This window comes from Leptothermofonsia sp. ETS-13 (assembly GCF_049200465.1).
Lineage (GTDB): Bacteria > Cyanobacteriota > Cyanobacteriia > Leptolyngbyales > Leptolyngbyaceae > Leptothermofonsia.
The window spans coordinates 2,644,854-2,665,898 of the sequence record NZ_CP120836.1 but is presented as its reverse complement, the minus strand read 5'-3'; the positions used below and the strand labels follow the sequence as shown (position 1 = coordinate 2,665,898).

Sequence of the window (21,045 nt, the reverse complement as noted above, 5' to 3'; positions counted from 1 at the left end):
GTTTCCTCAGAAAGGGATGAGGTGGAAGGGTGGGGGGATGGGGGGATGGAGTAATAGAGGGACCTTTAAATTGGATTGGGCTAAAGATGGCTGAAACCCCTGTCCGTTCCCCTATCACTCCTCACCTCCCTTGACACCTACCCCCTACCCTCTACTCCCATCCCAATTGTGTCCCTAAATCTCTGGTCGTATCCAAGCTTTTTACGTAGGGTTGTTCGGTTTCGGTAAATGGTTCCATCTGTTGTTTGGGGAGCAGGTCAGCGGTAGCGTCTGAGATGTCGCCCTGGCGCTGGTGCAGGCGTTCTTGCAAAACTTCGGAAGGGGCTGTGCAATGGAGGATTTGCAGGGGAAGGTGGTGGTTCTGAGCCTGGGCGATCGCGGCCTGGCGAAAGAACTGGCGATCGTATTTAGCATCCAGAATGACCGAATAGCCTTGTTTTGCCAGGGTGATGCCTAGTTCCAGGAGGCGATCGTAGGTTTTCTGGCTCATTTCAGGAGTGTAAATCGACGCTCCACCTTGTTCTTGTAGCGGAACTCCTGCCAGATGTTTCCGCACCGCATCGGAACGAATGTGAATGGCTCCCGACTTTTGTGCTAATTGGCGTGCCACCGTACTTTTACCCGAACCTGATAAGCCTGCCATCAAAATCAGCTTGCCCTGGCTGGGTTGTGTGTATTCCCAGGCCAGACGGTAGTAACGGGCGGCAGTTGCGGTGCATTCCTGTTTTACGGATGCGGGAACGGATGGATCATCCAGCAAGAAGGAGATGACTTTTGCCCGCACATAGGATTGACGGCTAAGGTAGAGGGGCAACACCTGTAAACCTTCCCAATCACCCATCTGCTCAAGGTAAGCATTGAGGAACAGGTTGCTGAGATCATGGCGATCGCGGGCGTCCAGATCCATCACGATGTAGGCAATATCGAACATGACATCAACAAACCGGAAGGGTTCATTAAATTCGATGCAGTCAAACAGCAGGATTTTGTCATTCCAGAGGGCGATATTTCTCAGGTGAACATCCCCGTGACACTCTCGAATCCAGTTATTTTCAATTCGCTGGTTGAAAAGATCGACCTGTTCGGCAAAGAGGCGATCGGTGTAGGCACGCGTTTCATCAAACTGCTGCTGGGTCTGAGGGCCACCAATGTACTTTTCGGTTTGCTCATAGTTCTCGTCGATCGCCAGCCGGATCTTGGACACCTGCCCAAAACTACGAATGTAGTCGTTCGTCACAGCACTGGCATGAAATTGGGCAAGCACCTGAGCCAGCCGCTCCAACAACTCCCCGGTTAATTTTCCTTGATCAAACAGGTCACTGAAGAGGGTTCCTGCTGGGAACTGGCGCATTTTCACCGCGTACTCTACCGCTTCTCCCATTCCCCCAAAGTGGAAGCGATCGCCCTCCTGGGTAATCGGCAATACTTCCAGATAAAGTTCCGCAGCCCCCCGTTGGTTTAACCGCAGTTCTTCCTCACAGAAATGCTTACGCTTTTCGAGAGTCGAGAAATCCAGAAAACCAAAGTTCACTGGTTTCTTAACTTTGTAGGCAAACTCCCCTGTCAACAAGACGTAGGACACGTGAGTTTGAATAAGTTGAATGGGTTCATTTACAGGATGAGGGTAGAACCCCGGTTGGGTCATTTGCTGAATTAAGGGAGGAAGGAAGGACTCGGTCATGGAATAAAGCTCTTAAAGTCATGCCAGCATACACCACAATACCCTAGTGCTGCCGCAGTGATTTCCTTACAGGAAATCCTTGTTAAGAATTTTATGCAGACAGGATGAATTTTTCGTTATTAATTCTGACCTGATAAAGGTTCTTCAGTCATCGCACTATTGAACAGTAGAAATTCTGCGGAACCTATACGAATTCCTGGGTTGGCTGTCATAATTCCCTCAATATGATATTTTGTGGTGTGGGCTTATGGTGAAACCGTTTGGGTATGGGCTGAGTTCGGCATTGGCAGTTCTCAATGGTGCGCTTTTGCTGAATACCAGGGTTCTGGCTGGAGAGGTGAGTTCGTCTCAACTGGATGCTTTGGCAACCCCTTCCTATCTGTTAGACCAAGACGATTTGGATGAGCGATCGCCCGCTGCAACCGACGGCATGGAGCAGGTGACTTCGATCTCCCAGCCAACCGATGTGAGGCCAACCGACTGGGCATTCCAGGCATTGCAGTCTCTGGTAGAACGCTATGGTTGCATCGTCGGCTATCCTGACAAAACCTTTCGGGGAAATCGAGCCCTCAGTCGCTACGAATTTGCCGCTGGTCTGAATGCCTGCATGGATTCGGATAAGTGAACTGATAGCGGCTTCCACGGCTGATTTGGTGAAGCGGGAAGATGTGGAAATTCTGCGCAGGTTGGCAGAAGAGTTTGCGAGAGAACTGGCAACATTGAGAGGACGGCTTGATGGGCAAGAAACCAGGGTCACCATCCTGGAAGGACAGCAATTTTCCACAACCACGAAGCTGAATGGGGAGGCGATTATCCTATTTGGGTGATGCCTTTGGAAAGGTTGCCAGCGACGTGAATGAAACTACCATTAACTATCGGGGTCGCCTCAACTTTGACACCAGTTTCAACGGTCGCGATCGCTTAAGAACTCGACTGCAAGCCGCCAACTTCCAGCTATTTAGCGCAGGCAATCCTAACGTTACGAATCTGCTAGGGGGTGGTTTTGGTGCGCCGCAGCGATTTGCTACTACCTATCCTGATGCCTTTTCCGATGAGACTCGGTTATTGCCGTCGTTTGCATCCGAAGGCAAAAACAATGGCGCGTTTCGGATTCATTATTTGGGGTATGACTTTCCAGTGGGCGATCGCTTCAATCTTCACATTCATGCGGGCGAAACTGACCCCACCTTCCTGGGGGTAGATCCGATTACTCCCTTCAGTGACTTTGCCACAGGTTCCATTTCAAACTTTGCCAACTCAAATCCTACCTATTACCCCATGGGGAATCAGGCAGGGTTTGGATTCGACTTCAAGATTACTGACTGGTTCGTCATCGCTGGTGGTTACGCCGGACAAAGTGCAGACGGAGTTGGCGACCCCATCGCCCCGGTGCCAGTTCTGGCATCTTCAACGGTGGCTACACTGCGTTTGGCCAGCTAACCGCGTATGTTGGAAATCTCTCGGCTGGCGTGTTTTATATGAACAGTTATACGCCCCAGTTTGGCATTGATACGCTGGCTGGCAGTAATGCTGCAAAAGTGAGTACGGGTGGGTTCAGCACTGCCTTTGATGATCGAGTTAATGCTAATCATTTTGGATTGGTTGCCAATTACAAGGTGAATGATGGTTTTCAGGTGGGTGGCTGGATTGGTTATGCCAATGCTCGTGTCCTGGGAGTAGATACGGTAGGAGCGCCAACTGGAAACAGAGGCGATGTCAAGGTGTTGAATTATGCAGTTACGTTTGCCTTTCCCGATTTACTGTTGAAGGGCAATTTGGGCGGCCTTGTATTTGGAATGCAACCACGGGTGACAGATACCAGCAATGCCAGAGTTGCAGAGGCGATCGGGTTACCGGATGGGCGCAGCGCAGACCGGGATGTGGGCTTTCATATCGAAGCGTTTTACCGGATTCAGCTCAACGATAACATTTCAATTACACCCGGTTTTTTCTGGCTCACGGCTCCCAACCATGATGCCCGTAACCCGGATGCTTTCGTTGGCATCATCCGAACTTCGTTTGTTTTTTAAGTAGGTAGTCATCATTAATCGGTAAAGGGGAGTGGGGGCTGTGCCCACAGGCAGGGTTTCACCCCCTCCACCCCCAAAATTATCCTTAATTTAATTGCGCCTAGCTACTTAGATCCACACTTCATTTGTTTTCTAGATCCACCCTGTTTGCTGTAGAAGCGTTACACCATCTCTACAACAAGCTATTTTCATCAAAGGCATTGATTGCAATGAAACAAAGAAATGCTTGGCTATTTCCAACAATTTTTACTTTGGTGGTGATCGTGAGTGCGATCGCCCACTTCGTAAGTCCCACACTTTCCGTCGCCCAATCCATTAAAGAACTGACGGGCAAAGACGAGTTAACGATGGTTACTTCCCCCGACTACCCTCCCTACGAGTTTTATCTGACCAAAGAGGGCGAACGAAAAATCATCGGATTTGACATCGACATTGCCAATCGCATTGCTCAAGAACTGGGGTTCAAACTCACCATCCAGGAGTCCGACTTTAATGGCTTGATTCCAGCACTCCAGGCAAAGCAAGCTGACTTTGTGATGGCGGGCATGACTCCCACTCCAGAGCGGCGTAAAAATGTGGATTTCTCCATCATCTATTACGATGCCAAAGACACCATCATCGCCCCCAAAGGCAGCAATCTGACCAAGCCAGAAGATTTAAAAGATAAGGCAGTTGATGTTCAGTTAGGCACTATTCAAGAACAGAATGCGAAGGAGATTGCAAAGAAAGTTCCGGGGATGCAGATTAAGCAACTCAATCGTGTTCCCGATATTATTCAAGAAATTAAGTCTGGACAAATTGCGGCAGTGATTGTGGAAGATACGGTGGCAACGGGTTTTGTGGAGGCAAACCCGGAACTAGAGTTTAATCCCATTCCATCTGAGCAGGAGTCGGGGTCAGCGATCGCTTTTCCCAAAGGCTCCAGGCTGGTTGAACCGTTTAACAAAGTCCTTTACCGCATGAAGGGTAGCGGTGAAATGTATGCCCTGGTGAAAAAGTGGTTCTGGCCATTCGCTCTCCCAATGGCATCACCAAGGGTAACTGTAACGCTCTGATGGCACAAATGATGACTCTGTAAGTAAACGGCCATTCACCCCTACGTGGACGAATATAGCGGTAGTCATTATGGTTAGGACGGGGTGCAGGGGTGGAACCCCTGGCTGAGGGCAAGCCCCCACTCCCTCTCTAATTTCAATGTTCTGACGCACCCACGTAGAGCTATAAGTCGAATTTAGGGAATGGGTTATAAGGTCATCAAAAATCCCCGATCTCTGAGAAGAAATCGGGGTCTTAGAGGGGGAGACAGATAAATACAGTAAATGTACTCGTAATTAATTTCGTAATTAATTATTGATCCAGGTGCTGCTGTCTTTTCTAACTTAACTGCACGCGCTTTTCAAATTCCTCGCGAGTACTTTCTACCAGAGAAAGGGCGTCCGAATAAATATCCGGTTGCTCTTGCTTCAACCAGGCCAATAAGCGTGAAAGTTGGGCATTTCTGAGTTCTAAATCAGTTTGAAATATGGCGGCAGTTGCCATGTGAGTGGCATACTCAGTGGGGTGCCCCTGCACGACAAAGGCAGCCGTAAGAGCTTCTAACGCTTGTTGACGAACGGGATCAGAAGGGTGGTCAGGAATCATAGGGCGTTAAGAAAAGCCATCAACAGAGAATTACACAGACTGACGCTGAGTTGAGAGTAATTGGTAGGCCGCCGTGAAGTCATCCGTAGAAATCTGGATTGTGGCGGGATCGGTTTGACCGAGGCTACGGTAGCGGCGGATGGCTTCCAGGGCTGCCTGGTTGCTGAGAAGGGCCAGGTCAGCCCCATTCCAGCCTTCGGTCTGGGCTGCCCAGAGGGATAAATCCACAGTAGGGGCTAAAGGGCGATCGCTGTTATGAACCTGCAAAATGGCAAAACGGCTGTTGAGGTCGGGCAGGTCCACTTTTAGCTGGAGATCAAGCCGTCCGGCGCGGAGAAGAGCCGGATCGAGGGCATCAGGACGATTGGTAGCTCCAATTAGCAGAACGTTGACGCATTCCTGGAGACCATCCAGTTCGGTGAGGAGTTGGCCGACAACGCGATCGCTCACACCCGAATCTCCCTGAAACCTTCCTCGTGCAGGAGCGAGGGTGTCAATTTCATCGATAAATACCACACAGGGAGCAGCCTGACGGGCTTTTCTAAAAAGTTCTCGCACTTCCTGCTCGGCAGCACCAACCCAACGACTTAATAATTCAGGGCCATTCACAGCGATGAAGTTTGCCCGTGCCTGGGATGCTACGGCTTTTGCCAGGAGTGTTTTTCCTGTGCCAGGCGGTCCCCAGAGCAAAATCCCTCTGGGTGCTTTGGCTCCTGTGTGTTGATACAGTTCGGGATACAGGAGCGCACCTTCAACCGATTCTTGCAGGATGCGTTTGATGTCTTCTAAGCCGCCAATTTCATCCCAGGCAACGTTAGGAGCTTCCACTTCCACCGAGCGCAGGACGGAGGGTTTCACTTCTTTGAGGGCCTGCATGAAATCATCCCGATTAATTGTCATCGTTTTGGGAAGGGATGCTTGCAGGGAGGGAACCTGACGCCGTAAAGCGTTATAAGCGGCTTTCTGGCAGACGGCTTTCAAGTCTGCGCCCACCATGCCTACGGTGAGATCGGCGATCGCCCCCAATTCGACCAGGGGATCTAAGGGCATGGAGCGCGTTAGAATAGTAAGAATTTCGAGGCGACCGTTGCGATCAGGAACACGGAATTGAACTTCTCGATCAAACCGACCGGGGCGACGCAGAGCCGGATCAAGATGGTCGGGACGGTTCGTTGCAGCCAGGACAATGACCCCCTGAGTTTTAGCAAACCCATCCATTAGCCCCAAAAGCTGAGCCACTAGGCGCTTTTCGACCTCGCCTTCTACTTTGGAGCGATCAGGGGCAAGGCTATCAATCTCATCAATAAAAACGATGCAAGGGGATGCTTTGGCCGCTTTTTCAAAGATACTGCGTAACCGTCCTTCTGCTTCACCATAATATTTACCCATAATTTCGGGGCCAATGATTGCAATGTAATTTACCCCCAACTCTTCCGCCAATCCACGGGCCGTTAAAGTTTTCCCTGTTCCCGGTGGGCCTACCAGCAGCACACCACGGGGAGGTTCTAACCCCAATTTCGCTAACAGATCTGGACGTTTGAGGGGAATTTCGACCAATTCTCGCAGCTCTTTAAGGACATCTGCCAATCCACCCACATCCTTTAGGGAAGCGCTTGGGGGTTCCGTTTCGCAGGACGGTGGAGTAATGCTGACATCAGCATCGGAATTAGAAGTGTATGGAGCGGAAGTCGCAGTCGGATGAGGGCGAGCCCGGCTGACACCAACGCCACTGGGAATATTGCCCTGACGCGGAATGCTGCTGAGGGAGCGGGCATTGATTTGAATATCGGTTTTTAGTTCTCCTTTTTCGGCTTTTTCTTCTAACGCTTTAGCCAATTCCAGAAGTTGTTCAAAGCCTTTGAATAGATCGCTCATAATTGGTTTTCCAGTAGATATTGGTCATTCGTCTTTTGGATGGCTCAATGACGAATGATTCAGTGACAAGCTAGCTTTTTGACAGATGTCTTATTCACTTTCTAATTACTACACATCCGACTTCTCTAACCTGCCCTTCATTCTTCCCTTAGCAGACTGTCGTGTGACACAGGTCAATTTACTTCTCTCCACACCCTTTTCCTAGACAGAGAGGGACTTTGAATTCCTCTTCCTTCTCAGGGAAGGGGCTGGGATTAGGTCTGAGAAACTTTAAGTAGAAACGAATTATTTGTGTATAAAACATAACTCTAATTAGGGGATATCGCTAGTACTCCGTCAGGATAGATTTGAAGGGTAGCTCAAATCTATAAGATCCATTTCCAGAGTGTTTTGAGGGTTTTCAACCCCTCAAAGTAGTCTTAACGGACCATTAGCCAGGAGAGCAGTTGCCGCAGGTGGGGCTTTGATTTGTAGCTTTCACTTGGAGAATTGGTATTATGCTGATCCAGTATTCCCAGGTGGTTGAAACAATGCAACGTAATCTTCTGAAAGTTTTGTAATGAGGAAAGTTTTGTAATGAGGGGCGCTGTGACTGATGTTGCTATAGCCATAACCTAAAACTGCACTTCATGAACCACATTAGCGTTGAAATCTTCGGCGTTGCTGAATTTGGGTATGAAATAGGTGCTGTATGCTCGAAACTTCGTTTCGATTCATATAGCTCTACGCGGGAGCGTTAGGACATTGGAATTAGAGAGGGAGTGGGGGCTTCGCCCGCAGCCAGGGGTGGAACCCCTGCACCCTGTCCTAACCACAATGACTACCGCTATACTGTTTTTCAGCAATGCCAAATCTTCGAGGTTTTGGCAAAAGGCATAAGTCCTGGTAATAAGTGTCTATAGCTGTCTGCTACAACCAGTTGCCAACCAGGATGAAGGGGGCCCAGAAAAGGGGTTGTCTGTAGATGGGATCTTCTAAAAGGCTGAGTTGGGCAGCCTGTAACGCTTTTGCCTTAGTGATTTTGGTGGTTTGGGCTCTTACCAGTTCGGTGTAGAGTTTGTCCATCATGATGGAGGTTGATTTGTCGTTAACGCTCCATAGGGAGCCGATCGCACTGCGGGCTCCGGCACGAACGGCGATTCCTGATAAGCCAAGGGTGACCCGGTTATCTCCTTCGGCAGTCTGGCAGGCACTCAGAACCAGAAGTTCAATTGATGTACCACCCGTGCGATCGCGGCTACGCAAAATCTCACTCAATTGATCCACATTAATCGGACCGTCATCAGCAACGATATAGGTTTGATCTTTGCGATAGCCAAATACACCGTGAGTTGCGATATGAACGACGTTGAAGGGATTCGCAATGATGTTGGTTTTGAGTGTTTGGCTGGTAAAGTTGGATTCGTAGAGAATCTGTGCTTGAACCTTTTCTTCCAGGGTTTTCAGTTCGGTAGCAACCTCATCTAAGTTACTGAAAAGTCCCCGGCTGGTTTCAGGCAGCTTTTCATTCAACTTTGGGTCAGAGAAGTCACTTTTACCCGCTGCCAGCACATTGAGTCGGGTTTGGGCAAGAAATTTGGGGTCAAACAGTTGCAATCCAGGACTGATGGCGATCGCATATTCCTGGATCAGATATTTTCCGTTGCGATCGTCAAAGAGGGCAGCCATTGGCACATTGCGGAATGAACCATCGGGCACAAACACAAGGGTATCGACTCCGCCTTGCTCCAACTCAGCCTGGAAGGGTTCAATCAACCAGCGATAGACCGTTTGGGCTAACGTTTTCAACTGATTTGTTTCTCCATAAATCCTCAAATTGCTTTGAAACTGGCGCAGGATTGATTCCACCTCCAGATTTTCAAATGCGTGGTATCGCAACGCTTTCTGGCCTGGGATTTTGGCAATCACTCCCAACCGTTGTTTCGGCAAAATAATGGGGTAAATGACGGCGGTGTTGGGGTTATTCTGGTCTACAACCTGGTCGAGGGCAACTTTTTGTCCCTGGACGCAAGCTTCTCGCAAGAAGTTATCCAATTCTGCCAATTGGAGGGATTCAATGAACTGGCGAGCTTCTTCCAGATCTTGTTGATTGGGTTGTTCCCCAGGAGCCGGTAGCAAAACCTCAACCGCTTCCCGGTAAACCGGCTCCACACTATCTCGGAAGTCGTATTGCAAATCCTGATTGGTGCCAACCAGATCCCCGCGAACCGACTGCAATGTTCTGGCGGCTAAACGATAGGCCGATCGCGCCGATTGAATATTTCCCTGTTCCTTCAGTGCCCGCCCTAGTAATCGCTGTACCCGGTAGGCAATTTCCGGCGCGTTGCTTTCCTGTGCCAGTAACATGGCGCGACGGGAAAGGGTTGCGACATCTGACCAGTTCTGCCCCTGCCCGGCCTGGGCCTGCTGCCCATATAGTTCTGCTAAAGCTGCCAGAGCATAGGCTTCAGCCCGCTGATTTTTCAAAGTCTGGGCATCTACTACCACTCGTTTCAGGACACTGGCGGCCTCTTGCAGAGAAGTGCGAATTAGATTCTGAAGTTCTCGCTGGGTTGGTTCAGCTAAGAAGGGAGGAGGAAGAGGTTTGGGTTTGGGCGCGATCGCCCCGGCAGGCTTTTTCCCCTGGGATAGTTCAAATGCGCGTTGGAGTGTAACGAGCTGTCTCTCGACGTCGTTGGCCGAAGTTGCAACCAACCTTAGCCGCGTTAGACTCTGGGCAAAATTCAACCGGGCATTGATCGCGGCCTGGCTGGGCGGCAACCCTTCCAGTGGAGTCCGAACCTGAAAAACGAGCATCAGCAAATCAGCCATCAGTTGAACCGTCTCATCCTTAAAGGCGTTGAGGGCTGTGTACTTTTGAAGATTACCTGCAGTGGTCGGACTGGCCAGATTGGGTTCATGTTTCAGGGTGGGGACATTGAAAAAGTCTTGCAGAAGCGTGACGGGGAGATCTTTCAGTTCTTCCAGGGCGGTCGTATTCTCTCCCAGTGAGTTCAGCAGAATCTGATTGAATTGGGGCAGACTGGTAACCAGCAAGCTGATCTGGTTCAGCTCTGCCTGGACTGTCATGAGGGGTGAAGTTCCCGTTGCTTGCTGAAAATCTTGACGAATTTTTTTGAGCAGGGTCAGGACAGACTCCACTGCTTGTTGCGATTCGGGAGTGGAATCAAGCAGGAGGTTCTGAATCGGAAGGCGATTGAATTCAGCACGATCAATCAACCCCAGAGTGAAATAAAGATTGCTTTTTTCTGAATTCACCCATTCCTGGGTCACATCCTGTTTCTGAACAAAGGCTAAGGCGAAGTTCAAAACCTCTCGCGCTTTGGCTGGTTCCCCTGTGGACAGGTAAGCATCGCTGAGCGATCGCAAAATCTGCACTTTTTCAGGGGAATCGGGAGCAACCTGCTGGTTCTGGGCTTCCAGAATTTCGATCGCGGCTCGATAGACACCCAAGGATTTCAATGCCTGGGCCTGATTGATGCGGCTACGAATGGCATTCAAGCGATCGCCCCTCTGGTCAAACTCAGCGGCAGCCTTTTGCCAGGTTTCCGCTGCCTGCTCAAACTGTCCAGCTTCATAAAGACGGGTGCCCTGGTCAAGGAGAGCTGGGGAGGCGGGAAGTTCAGCAAGGGTGGGTGAGATAGCGATCAAGAAGAGAAGGGCAGTGGCGATCGCCAGAAGCCACCGGAAGGAGCGACGAGTATAGCTGGTCAGTGATCCCTGTATCGACTGACCTGATTGGAGCAGCCAATCCCTGGAATGATTGACAGACACCAGATGACTGAGATGCGTGGCAAAATTACCTATCCGTCTGAGGTTCCTCCTGCCACCTACCCAAATGCTTCTGTCCCAAATACTTCTGTCTATCCCAATTCGTTTTCCCTTTAGTTGTCGCCTCATCACGCATCCTCTCTTCCTCTTCCGTATTCCTCCTCTAAACTCCTTTTTCCTCTTTTTTCCTTCCCCTCAAAAGAAGTTATAAATCAACGAAAAATAAAGTCCTTTTTCCTGGAGAGTCTTCTTTTCTCCGCCAATGGGAATCAGGCGCTGGCCCCAGTCAAAGCGGGCACTGAGGCGATCGCTCATCTGAAACCGTAGCCCCACTCCAACGGAAGCGAGAGTATTGGGGTCGGGTTCGGGGTCGTCAGAGCGGTTCCAGGTGGTCCCCAGGTCTACGAAGGGAGCAACCTGGAGTAGACCGTTGATACTGGGAATCCGCCAGATGGGGATGCGGACTTCGGCGGAGGCCAATATGCCATTGTCTGACAGGATGGCGTCTTGACGATAGCCGCGCACATTGAAAGGACCGCCCAAGCCAAATTGCTCAACGGGGATGAGTGCCCGGTCTGCCAGTTGCACATCGCTCCGCAGCAATAACAGCGTATCTGGAGCCAGTAGCCGCGCCCACTGAGCCTGTCCACGCCAGGCAAAGAATTGACTATCGGGAGCTTCTTCGTTGTCGGTGTAGCCCAGAATGGGTAGGCCAAAGCTGAATTGCGATCGCAGCGCAAATACGGACTGTTCACTGCGTCTGGTCCAGTCTTGAAAGAACCGCAGGACATTCGCCACTGAACGCCCTTCAAAATCGGACCCCGGCACCGGAAACGGAATTTCGTCATCCACAATCGTGGCTTTGCTTTCTTCACGGGTGAAGGTGAGACCCAGGGCAAATTCGCGAGTGGGAGTCTGGAGCAGCGGTTGACGGAAGCTTAGCTCAAAGTAACGGAAGCGGGAGCGGATATCCAGAAGGTCAAAGGGTTCCTCAATGATTTTGCTGCGCGCAATGCCCATGTTAAAGGTGAGGGTACCATTACGGGGATTGATCGGCAGCGTGTAACTCAAATCTCCGGCGTTGCTGCCGTTGGTGTTGGTAAAGAACAGAAGCAGGTTATCACTCCAGCTAGTCAGGTTGCCGATGCTAACCTGAAGCTGACGGCGAAAACTGCCAACGCTGGGCGATCGCCCGTTGTCCAGTAGCAGCACCGCATTGAACGTTTTCCCTTCCACCACTTCCACATCTAGAATGCTCTGCCCTAAACGGGGACTGGCCGCCAGTTCCGCCTGAATATCCTGAATGAAAGGATTGAGTTTCAACAGTTGCAGGGCTTCTAGCAGTTTCTCCCGGTTCAGGGGTTTGCGAGTCGCCAGTGCCAGTCGCTTGCGAATGTATTCAGGGTTGAGCCGATGTTTGGTGCCTTCCTTAAATCGCACCCGAATGTCTTCTGGGGCAACGCTCCCCTCCACCACCTGCACGGGAACAATGCCGTTTTGAATGGTGCGATCAGAAGGAATGTAGGCACCTGTTGTGATGTAACCCCGGTTGATATATAGCTGTGTAATCGTTTCTGCCGCTTGAAGCAATTCTGCGAAGGAAAGTTCCCTACCGATAAAATCCTTTGTGGCCGCGTCAATTTCTGCCTGGCTGAAGACTTGGCTGCCTTCCAGGACAAAACGCTCAACCCGAACAGTTTGTGGAATGCCCGGAGTTTCCTCGGTGGGGGCAGGGGTTGGCAGTTGCAAATCGTTTAAGGGGGGAGGGGGTAGCGGTTCTGGAACCTCCTCTGGCAATGGCTGCACCGAAGGTGGTTGATTGATTCGGGGCAGCTCGAGCTGGGGAGAACGATCTGGTCGGGGGAGCGGCGACTGGGAAACTTCCTGAGCTGTCAGCGGTTGGGAGAGCAGGAGAGTGAAACCAATAGCCAGCCCCAGCCTGGACCCAAGTCGAAGTAGAACTGGAATAAGTAGCAACTTAATAAGGGGCATAGCAGGAGGTAGGCACAGACCAGAAAGGATAGGAATTGCCCGATGCCGAATTTGAGGCATCGGCTACCAGCCGAACATTACCGTTGCCATCTCTGACCCAACCCTGGGCAGGTTTAATCAGGTTGGAAATGGGACTAGTAGGTGGAGCAGGGGCCGCAGAGACGGAGGCAGGGGGACTGGGAGTAGCGATCACCCCCGGAGTCAACACCTCAGTTGGGTCAGAGGGCAACCCGCCTCGACCTGTTACAACAAATCGGCTAGTTTCCTGTCGAACTCGTGGATCGCATCCTTCCGACACTCTGGGGGGGGTGTAGCGCTCTGGCAGGGGGTCAACTCGGAAGGAGGGGAAAATATTGAATGCACTCACCACGACCTCGCCCGATACTCCGAAAATCGACTCTGCTGTAATGTCATTGGTGAAGGGAGAGTCATTGCGACGGGCAATATCTTGCAGGCGGAAAGCGTTGACCCGGATGAAGCCACCGTTACTTAAAAACCCTTCCGAACTGATATTGTTGTCCCGAATTGTTTTGCCCGCTAATAGCAGAATTGGGCGATCAAACCGGAAGGCAAAATCGCCAAAAGCCGTCGGGGCATTTAGACGATTGCCAGTTCCAATGGCAATGTTGCCTGCCCGTTCGCCTTCTGTTGGCGCCCTACGGGTAGATGTTGAAATACCACCATTTCGACCCAGGATGATCGCCCCGGGTACGTTCAGAAGGATGTTTCCACCCTGCCCGTTCTGGCTGCTGGAACTGATTGATGCCTGGTTGTCTACCCAAACACCCAGGGCTGAGATGGAAACATCACCCGCAGCGCCGGTACCAAAATTATCGGCACCAATTCTTCCCCCACTGCGGACATGGAGCGATCGCGTTGCAATCCCCACATTTCCCCCTCTTCCCTCTGCCCCTGCCTCGATCCGGCTAAAAATGGCACTGGGAAATCCCCCTGCGTTTCTGCCAATGACCCGCACGGTCTTGGGTGCATCAATGAAAACCTCCCCCGCATTGCCTTGTCCAGCAGGTCCATCGTCACCCGGTCCCCGAACCAGGGTTTGAATTTGCCCACCATTGAAAACAAACAGGGAATCGGTAGACACGCTAACCCGCCCGGCATCTCCAATGCCACTCTCTTCCACATTGCTAAAGATGCGGCTATCGTCGAGGGTGATGCGATTGGGAGCTTCAACAGTGACGGTGCCCGCATTACCGCGACGCTCGGTGCTGCTGGAAATTTCAGACTCGTTGGTGATGGTGATGGAGTCGGCAGCCCGCACCGAGACCCGCAGTGAATTGATTGTGGCATCTGGACTGCCTTCAACGGAACTGTTGTTGATATTGATGACGGAATTGCTGATTCGAATGGTACTGGGGGAAAAGTCGGGATAGCTGTCTACAAAACTGTTCGATCGCCCCAGCAAAACTCGCCCCTGGTTGCCCCGGCTAAAAATGCCCCCATCTGTTTGACCATTGCTATTGTTAATTGAAATTTCATTGCGGGCGGAGATGATCACATCTCCGGCAAACCCCCTTCCTTCATTCGTGGTGCTGATCAAACTGCGGTCAATGCCAACCGAACCGTTGCGGGCGACAATTTCAACCCGGCTGAATTCATTCGGATCGCTACTTTCATTATTATTACTGCGACTGGTCAACCGACTCCCGGCCTCAATATCAATCCGATCTGCGGCCAAAACACTGATTCTGCCTCGATTGGTATCCCCTGTATTCTCCGTATTCAATAATGAGTCAGTGATGCGAATCGAGGCGGGTAAATCGGTAGTTTGCCAGTTATTGAGTTCGCTACTGTTGCTGACACCCAGCAGAATGCGGCCAAAATCACCGCGACTGAAAAGCCGATTATTGGCTGAAAGAGAAATTTGATCGCGGGCATCAATGAAAATATCGCCCGCAAACCCGGCAGTGTTATCGTTGGTCGTGCTGATTTCGGTGTTGGTTAACGAAACCGAACCTTCCCGTGCAGTCAGTCGGATGACGGCAAAGCCTGGATCACTGCTATTGCTGCGAGCAGTCAAAAAGCTGTTGACCAGAGAAACCTGTTTCTGAGCCGAAATTGAAATATCACCGCCAATGTCACCCGGATCGACAGTGCTGACGGTTGCCCCGTTGATGAACACGTTGCCTCGTTGAGCATCGAGGGTGACAAATCCGCCCTGGGTTCTAATATTGCTGTTGACAAAAATATCGTTGCCTGCGATCGCCGCCAGTCCCAACCCTTCCCGTAAGCTAACGGGCGCACTGAAGGTGATGTTATTCGTAGCTTGCAGGATGACATCATTCGGAAAGTTATTGATCAGAGCTGCATTGATTCGGGTTACATCAGTACCGGATGACTTGGGATCAGAACTGCCAGGAATACTGAGCAGATCTTCCAGACTGCCAGGGTCGCCACCGAAAGCAACGATTTCGATATTGGTGGGATCCAGCAGCAGGGTTCCCGGTTTACCATTCGTCGCCCCTGCATCTACCCACCCATTGAAAATCAGATCTTGCTTACCCGACACTTCCACAAAACCGCCATCACCGGAAACCAATCCTCCTCTAGCACTGATGGTGCCATCGAAGCGGGTAGTACCGTCTGACCAGATGATGACGCGACCACCGTGGGCAGGAGTGGGACTGAGGGGACGAGGGCTGGGGCGGTTGAGGCCATCAGCACTGATGGTGACGTTCGGACCGATGTAGGTTTTGATCGCGTTTGGCAAGGGACCCTTCCCCTGAAAACTGCCACCAATAAAGACATTGCCGCCACCACTGCTACCAGAGACATTAATGCGGGCATTCTCCAGGAGGGAGACGCGATCGCCCAACACCTGGACTGTTCCTCCCGGTGTGGTCAGCCCTCCCGTGACACTAACTATTTTCCCAGCCAGGGCCAGAGTTTGCCCTGCACCAACCGCCAAATTTCCGGCACTGGAAATGTTACCCTGGTAGGCTGTGCCATACTGCAAACCTGGACGCAGGCTAACTGTAAGCATCGGCACCGCTTCAGGGTGGGTGGCGCTAAAGGTCAACCCATTGCCAAAGTCCAGCTTACTGGCGGTGCTGGCGACAAAGGAACCCGCCACATCCAATCGAGCATTGGGGCCAAATAGAATGCCTCTGGGATTGAGCAGAAACAGGTTGGCAGAGCCATCTACCCCCAGCGTTCCCAGAATGTGGGAAGGATTAAGTCCCGTAACGCGGCTGAGGATAGACTCCACCCCCGCCGGGTTGGCAAAATAAACTCTCTGACCACTGCCCACATTGAATTCTGAAAAGCTCTGGAACAGGTTGGCGCCCCGCCGGGCACCCCCTTCAATCAAAATTCCGGGTAACCCTCGAATGTTGCCCTGGGGAGTAATGACCGACTGTTCTGCCCCTAATGTACCATCGGGAGCGATCTGAGCGATCGCTCGATCTCTCAGCCCAATCAAAATCTGAAACGGGGCGATTGCACCCATTAAACCTAGCGCAACTGTCCACCCTACCCCGTAGTTTCCAGCCTTCCAGCTTCGAGGCATTTCAACTCCACCTTTGTTGGTAATTGCGATGCCGAGTCTAACTAAACTTCACACCAATAGGAAGCGATACTCCGTCTATCTGCTGTTTACGGGATTACACGGGGTATGCCCTTAGAGGTTTACCACCTTCAACCCAGGAAGGTCAATAACCCACTTTAGTGATTAATTTTTTAGTAATTAATTAAAGTTGTTAGAGAGGAGTAACGAGTAGATGGGTGGATGGGTGCCCACCCCCTACTCCATCACTCCACCACTCCTTTCACCTTACTACCCGATCAGACGCTTCCATTGCAAGAGTGGTGAGTAGAATGAGGGTACTATTTTTACTCGATTGGCTGGCGAAAGGATGATTGGATGTTTAATACACTGCCGCTGAGGGCGATCGCATTTCAGTTCATCTTTTTGTTGGTAGCGATCGCGATAGAAGGGCTGGTTCTCTATCGGTTCTTGAGCATCGAACATAAAACCAGCATGCAGTATTCAGCTACGGTAAATCTGTTTTCGACCTTTGTGGGCTGGCTGGTTTTCTTTGCCGTTCAACCGTTCATTCCGCCCCATCTAAAACTTGAACTCATTAGTTACTTCTTTTTCGAAAGATTTTACACAAACTTTTGGCAATCAAGTGTTGCTCCTAATTTAGTATTAGCTCTTCTCGGCATCTTTATGGGCACTTTTTTAATTGAGCTAAAAGGGTTAGAGTTATTAGAATCTGCCTTGGGAAAGAGCGAAAAAAAGCTCAAAGAAGAAGTTGAAAAAGTAGGTAGATTTCGGGGCAGAAAAAATCGGGTAATTGGTGTTAAAGCTAATGATAAAACCTATGCCCTGCTGGTTGCTAATGCCTGTAGTTTCAGTGTAATTCTAATACTATTACTGGCTCGTTTTTTAGATCAAACTCGCTTTTCAGCTTTGTAAGATGTTTGTAAGATGGGCAGCATCACCAATTCAGTTTTGCTATCACAGCTAATTCCTGGCTTAGCAATTTCTCAGATGCTTTTCTGGCTTGCGATTCTTGCTCCGATTGTATTGCTCCTGGCGATTGCCGTCACTTCAGTCTTTGCCTTTGATGTCGCCAAAAAGATTGTTTCGACAATCAATGAGATATTTCAGCAGATCAAAAATGTAGTGACACCTCCCAAGGACAGATGGGATTCCTGGCAGGTATTGATCTGGATTAGTGTGTTTTCCTGGGTCACTTCAATGTTGCCTCGGAATCAAATTATCCATAGTTTTATTGCTACCGTAGGTTGGCTGTTTCTAATACCGGGTGTTCACTGGTTCATGCATGAAGAAAATCTACAGGCAGCACCCGACCTTAAAATCAATGTCAAGAAAAGTTTGACTATCTATAATTTTTACTTTGCTCCCTGGATTACAGGTGCCCTGGTTTGCATATTTTTGTTCGGTAGCTTAACTGAAGGACCCATTTCGGTTGCCCTGGTGTGCTGGCCTCCTATTTCAACCATCATTGCCATTCTTCCAAAATTCATCAAACTTGGGCCTAAATACGCCATTCCTGAAAAACCAGAAGATCGTCAGCAAATCATTCTATTAATGCTCAGTAATTTGTTGTTAAGCTCCTGGATTGGGCTTTACTTTTCAACCCAGGATTGGCTTGAACAATACCCCAGCATCCTGTCCAGTGATTTAAGCAGAAGCGCAGTAGTAATTGATCTCAACCCCAGAGATAAACCCCCTCCACGGGGGGTAACCCTGCTGGAGCGAATGGGAGAGTTGATCACAGAAGAGTTACAGGGACGATCCTGGTCTCAAGTAGAGCGGTGGCTGTTTGAGCTTGATCAGCGCATGCCAGAGATGCGCCAGGAGGTGTTCAACCAACTTCCTGAGTTAGAAGAGAACAGGCTATGGGAGTTGGAAGCACGCCCAGTGCCGGGGACGGAGTATGCATTGCAGTTGTTCGCGGTATGGTTGGGGCCAACCCCCGATGGAGCTGGATACTATCTAACCAAGACCTGCATGATTAGCAAAACACCTGGTAACCGGGTTTCACCTGATGAAGCTGCTCCTCCTTCCGCAACTGCTGGGCTGGCCCAGGTTGAATGTGGAAATGTGAATGGGCCGTTCCCCGGACGCCCCGACTACTCACGCATACGAATTGATCCAGACATGGTACCGAAACCAGAGCCAGATTCCACCCCTGCATCCGAAGCGGAATCGCAAGCTCCACCTCCAGCTGACCCTGAATCCGATAAAGGCAATAAGAGCTGGTAATTGAGCATTATGATCAATTTGGCGAATTTTAGGGCAAATGCATGAACCCTGGTAGAACTCTGGTCATTACCACCAATGTGTTTCGGGAAGTGATTCGCGATCGCGTCCTTTACCTGGTTGGGCTGTTTGCCATCTTTCTAGGGGTTTGTGCCCGCCTGCTTCCGGAAGTCGCTGCCACTACTGAGAACAAAATCATTCTGGATGTGGGACTGGCAGCGATGAGCTTGTTGGGTCTGGTCATTGCCGTTTTTGTGGGTACCGGGCTGGTCAACAAGGAAATTGAGAAACGAACGGTGTTGGTCCTGATTGCCAAGCCCATCAGTCGAGCGGAATTTATTGTGGGTAAGCATTTAGGGCTATCCGCAGTTCTGGCGGTACTTATTGCAGCAATGACTCTCATTTACCTGGGAATACTGTCGCTCAATCGGATTCCCTATCCAATCGGCAGTATTCTGGTGTCGGCTCTTTACCTGTTCTTCCAGTTGTCTCTGATTACTGCCGTGGCGATCGCCTTTGGAGTGTTTACCAGTTCCCTACTGGCAACCCTGCTGACCTTCGCTGTTTACCTAATGGGGAACTTCACTCGCGACCTGGTCACGCTGGGCACGTTAAGTAAAAATCCCACTATTGAAACCCTCACCAGAGGGCTTTACCTGGTGCTTCCCGATCTGGCCCGACTCGATCTCAAAAACCAGGCAGTCTACGGTCAAATTCCCGGCATTGAGACGCTACTGGCAAATGCGGGCTATGGGTTCCTCTACATTGTGCTGCTATTGGCGATTGCAACGCTGATCTTCTCCTTGCGGGAGTTTTGAGATTAAATAACCGTTAACCGTGATTTTTGATCAGCTTCTTAACTGCCCGCAGATGTTCGCGGGCGATCGCAGCAGAACCAGGACCACTTCCTGGCTCGATAATAATGTCGCCGACAGTTTCCAGAGCCCGTTCATTGATGGAATCAATCAGCATCTCTGGCATGGTCAAATTATCTTCAGCAATCTTTTTAATCAAGCCTGCCGGGTTATTCTGCTCCACAATCGCTCGCAACACCTGAAACTCGTACTCCGGCAATTGCTCGATTAGCTCATCCCACCCATCTGCAAGTTCAGGAGCTGGCTTCTCAGATTTAGCTGGTTCAGGGGTTGGCTTTCCAGATTTGACTGGTTCAGAGGTCGAGGGTAAAGGTTGGGCAACCGCCTGCACTGAAGAACTGGCAACAGCAGACGTCTTGGGGTGAGAGTTGGCCTGTTTAGAGGTGTTACCATTACCAGAAGCTCCATTCGTCACAGGATTGGGCTGTTTAGCATTCCCGTTCTTCTCAGCGGGTGAGTGCACAGGGTAAACAGGGCGCTCCTTCAATGCCTGATGTTGGGAGTTCAGCACCGCTAATTGCTGTTCCAGTTCCTCCTTTTGCTGGCGGCGATCGCCAATCTGAATCTCTAATCGGCGCAGATCCTCCTGATGGGCACTGACCTGGGCCTGGAGTTGCTTCAGTGCAATTTGCAAAGAATTTGTTCCCTGGTCTAACTCCTTCCTTCTGACCTCTGCCTCCGATAGATACTGAGCCAGCTCCTTTTGACAACGTTTCAAATCATTCACATTTTTCTGGAGGGTCACAGCTTCTGCTGCTAACTGTTGCTTTTGCTGCTGTAAATCAGCCAGTTCCTGGGACAATTTGTCTCGTGCCTGACGTTGCTGGTTGACCTGGGTCTGCAACTGACTCAGTTCTGCCTGAAGCGACTTGAGATTGGCTTCAATCTTCCGTTTCGCTGCCGCCGCCTCAACCAATACCTGGTTTAACTCCGTTTCTACCGGAACAGGCTGCTTTGCAGAAATTGCAGCCTTAGACGGCGTTTGAATTTCTGTGGGAAGTTCGTAAGGCTTCACTTCAATCGTCGGTTCTCGCTCCACGGGGCTAGAAAGATCCCAACTGATCGGTTTCTTAGCAGCCAGGGCAGGGGCGGGCGGAAGCTGAAGTGGAATGGCCTGAGCCTGAACCGGCTTGAATTCTAGCGCGAGCCGCTCCCTCTCAGCCATCAGGTTCACGTAAGCCTTGTAGGTTTCTGCTTGCTGCTTGCGCAGAGTTCGGATGTAGCCTTTGAGGTTGGCAATCCTGGCAGTCATCTTGCGCTGATGCTGGCGATCGACCAGAGTAGAAGCAATCACCGCCGCAGGCAAGGTGGTCAAACCTGAGACAAGTGCTCTGTTGAGATTACGGTCTGCTGCCCAGCTAATGCCAAAGCTAATGCCAAAGGCAACAAACCCCAGGAGAAGCCGATTTCTTAGCATGGTGGATGTTC

13 protein-coding genes and 1 pseudogene are annotated in these 21,045 nt (G+C 50.6%); 6 read left to right on the top strand and 8 right to left on the bottom strand.

Annotated elements, in window-relative coordinates; genetic code table 11:
* Positions 1–151: 151 nt before the first annotated feature.
* On the bottom strand, positions 152–1,681 hold the full coding sequence (locus P4D80_RS12015) for an AAA family ATPase (protein ID WP_421659380.1): 1,530 nt from the start codon (positions 1,679–1,681) through the stop codon (positions 152–154).
* Between the two features lie 247 nt (positions 1,682–1,928).
* On the opposite strand from P4D80_RS12015, the pseudogene P4D80_RS12010 reads away from it, so the two are divergent.
* The 3 genes and pseudogenes from P4D80_RS12010 to P4D80_RS12000 all read left to right on the top strand — a co-directional run.
* Positions 1,929–2,629 (top strand): annotated as a pseudogene (locus tag P4D80_RS12010) (iron uptake porin); the annotation flags it as partial.
* 374 nt (positions 2,630–3,003) lie between these two features.
* Positions 3,004–3,711: an iron uptake porin gene (locus P4D80_RS12005; RefSeq protein WP_421659526.1), complete on the top strand. Its 708-nt coding sequence runs from the start codon at positions 3,004–3,006 to the stop codon at positions 3,709–3,711.
* 209 nt (positions 3,712–3,920) lie between these two features.
* The gene (locus P4D80_RS12000; RefSeq protein ID WP_421659379.1) at positions 3,921–4,766 is read left to right on the top strand and encodes a transporter substrate-binding domain-containing protein; all 846 of its coding nucleotides are present in this window, start codon (positions 3,921–3,923) and stop codon (positions 4,764–4,766) included.
* A 319-nt stretch (positions 4,767–5,085) separates the two neighbouring features.
* Here the strand turns inward: P4D80_RS12000 and P4D80_RS11995 are convergent, their stop codons facing one another.
* The 6 genes from P4D80_RS11995 to P4D80_RS11970 all read right to left on the bottom strand — a co-directional run bounded on the left by P4D80_RS11995 (position 5,086) and on the right by P4D80_RS11970 (position 16,978).
* Positions 5,086–5,352, bottom strand: coding sequence for a hypothetical protein (locus P4D80_RS11995; RefSeq protein ID WP_421659378.1), 267 nt, complete (start codon positions 5,350–5,352; stop codon positions 5,086–5,088).
* Positions 5,353–5,382: 30 nt separating this feature from the next.
* Complete coding sequence (locus P4D80_RS11990; RefSeq protein ID WP_421659377.1) at positions 5,383–7,227, bottom strand: AAA family ATPase; 1,845 nt, start codon at positions 7,225–7,227, stop codon at positions 5,383–5,385.
* 909 nt (positions 7,228–8,136) lie between these two features.
* Complete coding sequence (locus P4D80_RS11985; protein ID WP_421659376.1) at positions 8,137–11,001, bottom strand: CHAT domain-containing protein; 2,865 nt, start codon at positions 10,999–11,001, stop codon at positions 8,137–8,139.
* A 192-nt stretch (positions 11,002–11,193) separates the two neighbouring features.
* Entirely contained in the window at positions 11,194–12,990 is a 1,797-nt protein-coding gene (locus P4D80_RS11980) for a ShlB/FhaC/HecB family hemolysin secretion/activation protein (RefSeq protein ID WP_421659375.1), read from the bottom strand.
* Positions 12,977–16,516: a filamentous hemagglutinin N-terminal domain-containing protein gene (locus P4D80_RS11975; RefSeq protein WP_421659374.1), complete on the bottom strand. Its 3,540-nt coding sequence runs from the start codon at positions 16,514–16,516 to the stop codon at positions 12,977–12,979. The genes P4D80_RS11980 and P4D80_RS11975 overlap by 14 nt, the downstream gene beginning before the upstream one ends.
* A 267-nt stretch (positions 16,517–16,783) precedes the next feature.
* On the bottom strand, positions 16,784–16,978 hold the full coding sequence (locus P4D80_RS11970) for a hypothetical protein (protein WP_421659626.1): 195 nt from the start codon (positions 16,976–16,978) through the stop codon (positions 16,784–16,786).
* Here P4D80_RS11970 and fraC point away from each other — a divergent pair.
* From fraC to P4D80_RS11955, 3 genes are all read left to right on the top strand, one after another.
* Complete coding sequence (gene fraC, locus P4D80_RS11965; protein WP_421659373.1) at positions 16,919–17,428, top strand: filament integrity protein FraC; 510 nt, start codon at positions 16,919–16,921, stop codon at positions 17,426–17,428. The two genes, P4D80_RS11970 and fraC, sit on opposite strands and share 60 nt — an antisense overlap.
* 75 nt (positions 17,429–17,503) lie before the next feature.
* The gene (locus P4D80_RS11960) at positions 17,504–18,745 is read left to right on the top strand and encodes a DUF5357 family protein (protein ID WP_421659372.1); all 1,242 of its coding nucleotides are present in this window, start codon (positions 17,504–17,506) and stop codon (positions 18,743–18,745) included.
* A gap of 41 nt (positions 18,746–18,786) precedes the next feature.
* On the top strand, positions 18,787–19,560 hold the full coding sequence (locus P4D80_RS11955) for an ABC transporter permease (protein ID WP_421659371.1): 774 nt from the start codon (positions 18,787–18,789) through the stop codon (positions 19,558–19,560).
* A gap of 13 nt (positions 19,561–19,573) precedes the next feature.
* Here the strand turns inward: P4D80_RS11955 and P4D80_RS11950 are convergent, their stop codons facing one another.
* Entirely contained in the window at positions 19,574–21,034 is a 1,461-nt protein-coding gene (locus P4D80_RS11950; protein WP_421659370.1) for a tellurite resistance TerB C-terminal domain-containing protein, read from the bottom strand.
* Between the last annotated feature and the right edge of the window lie 11 nt (positions 21,035–21,045).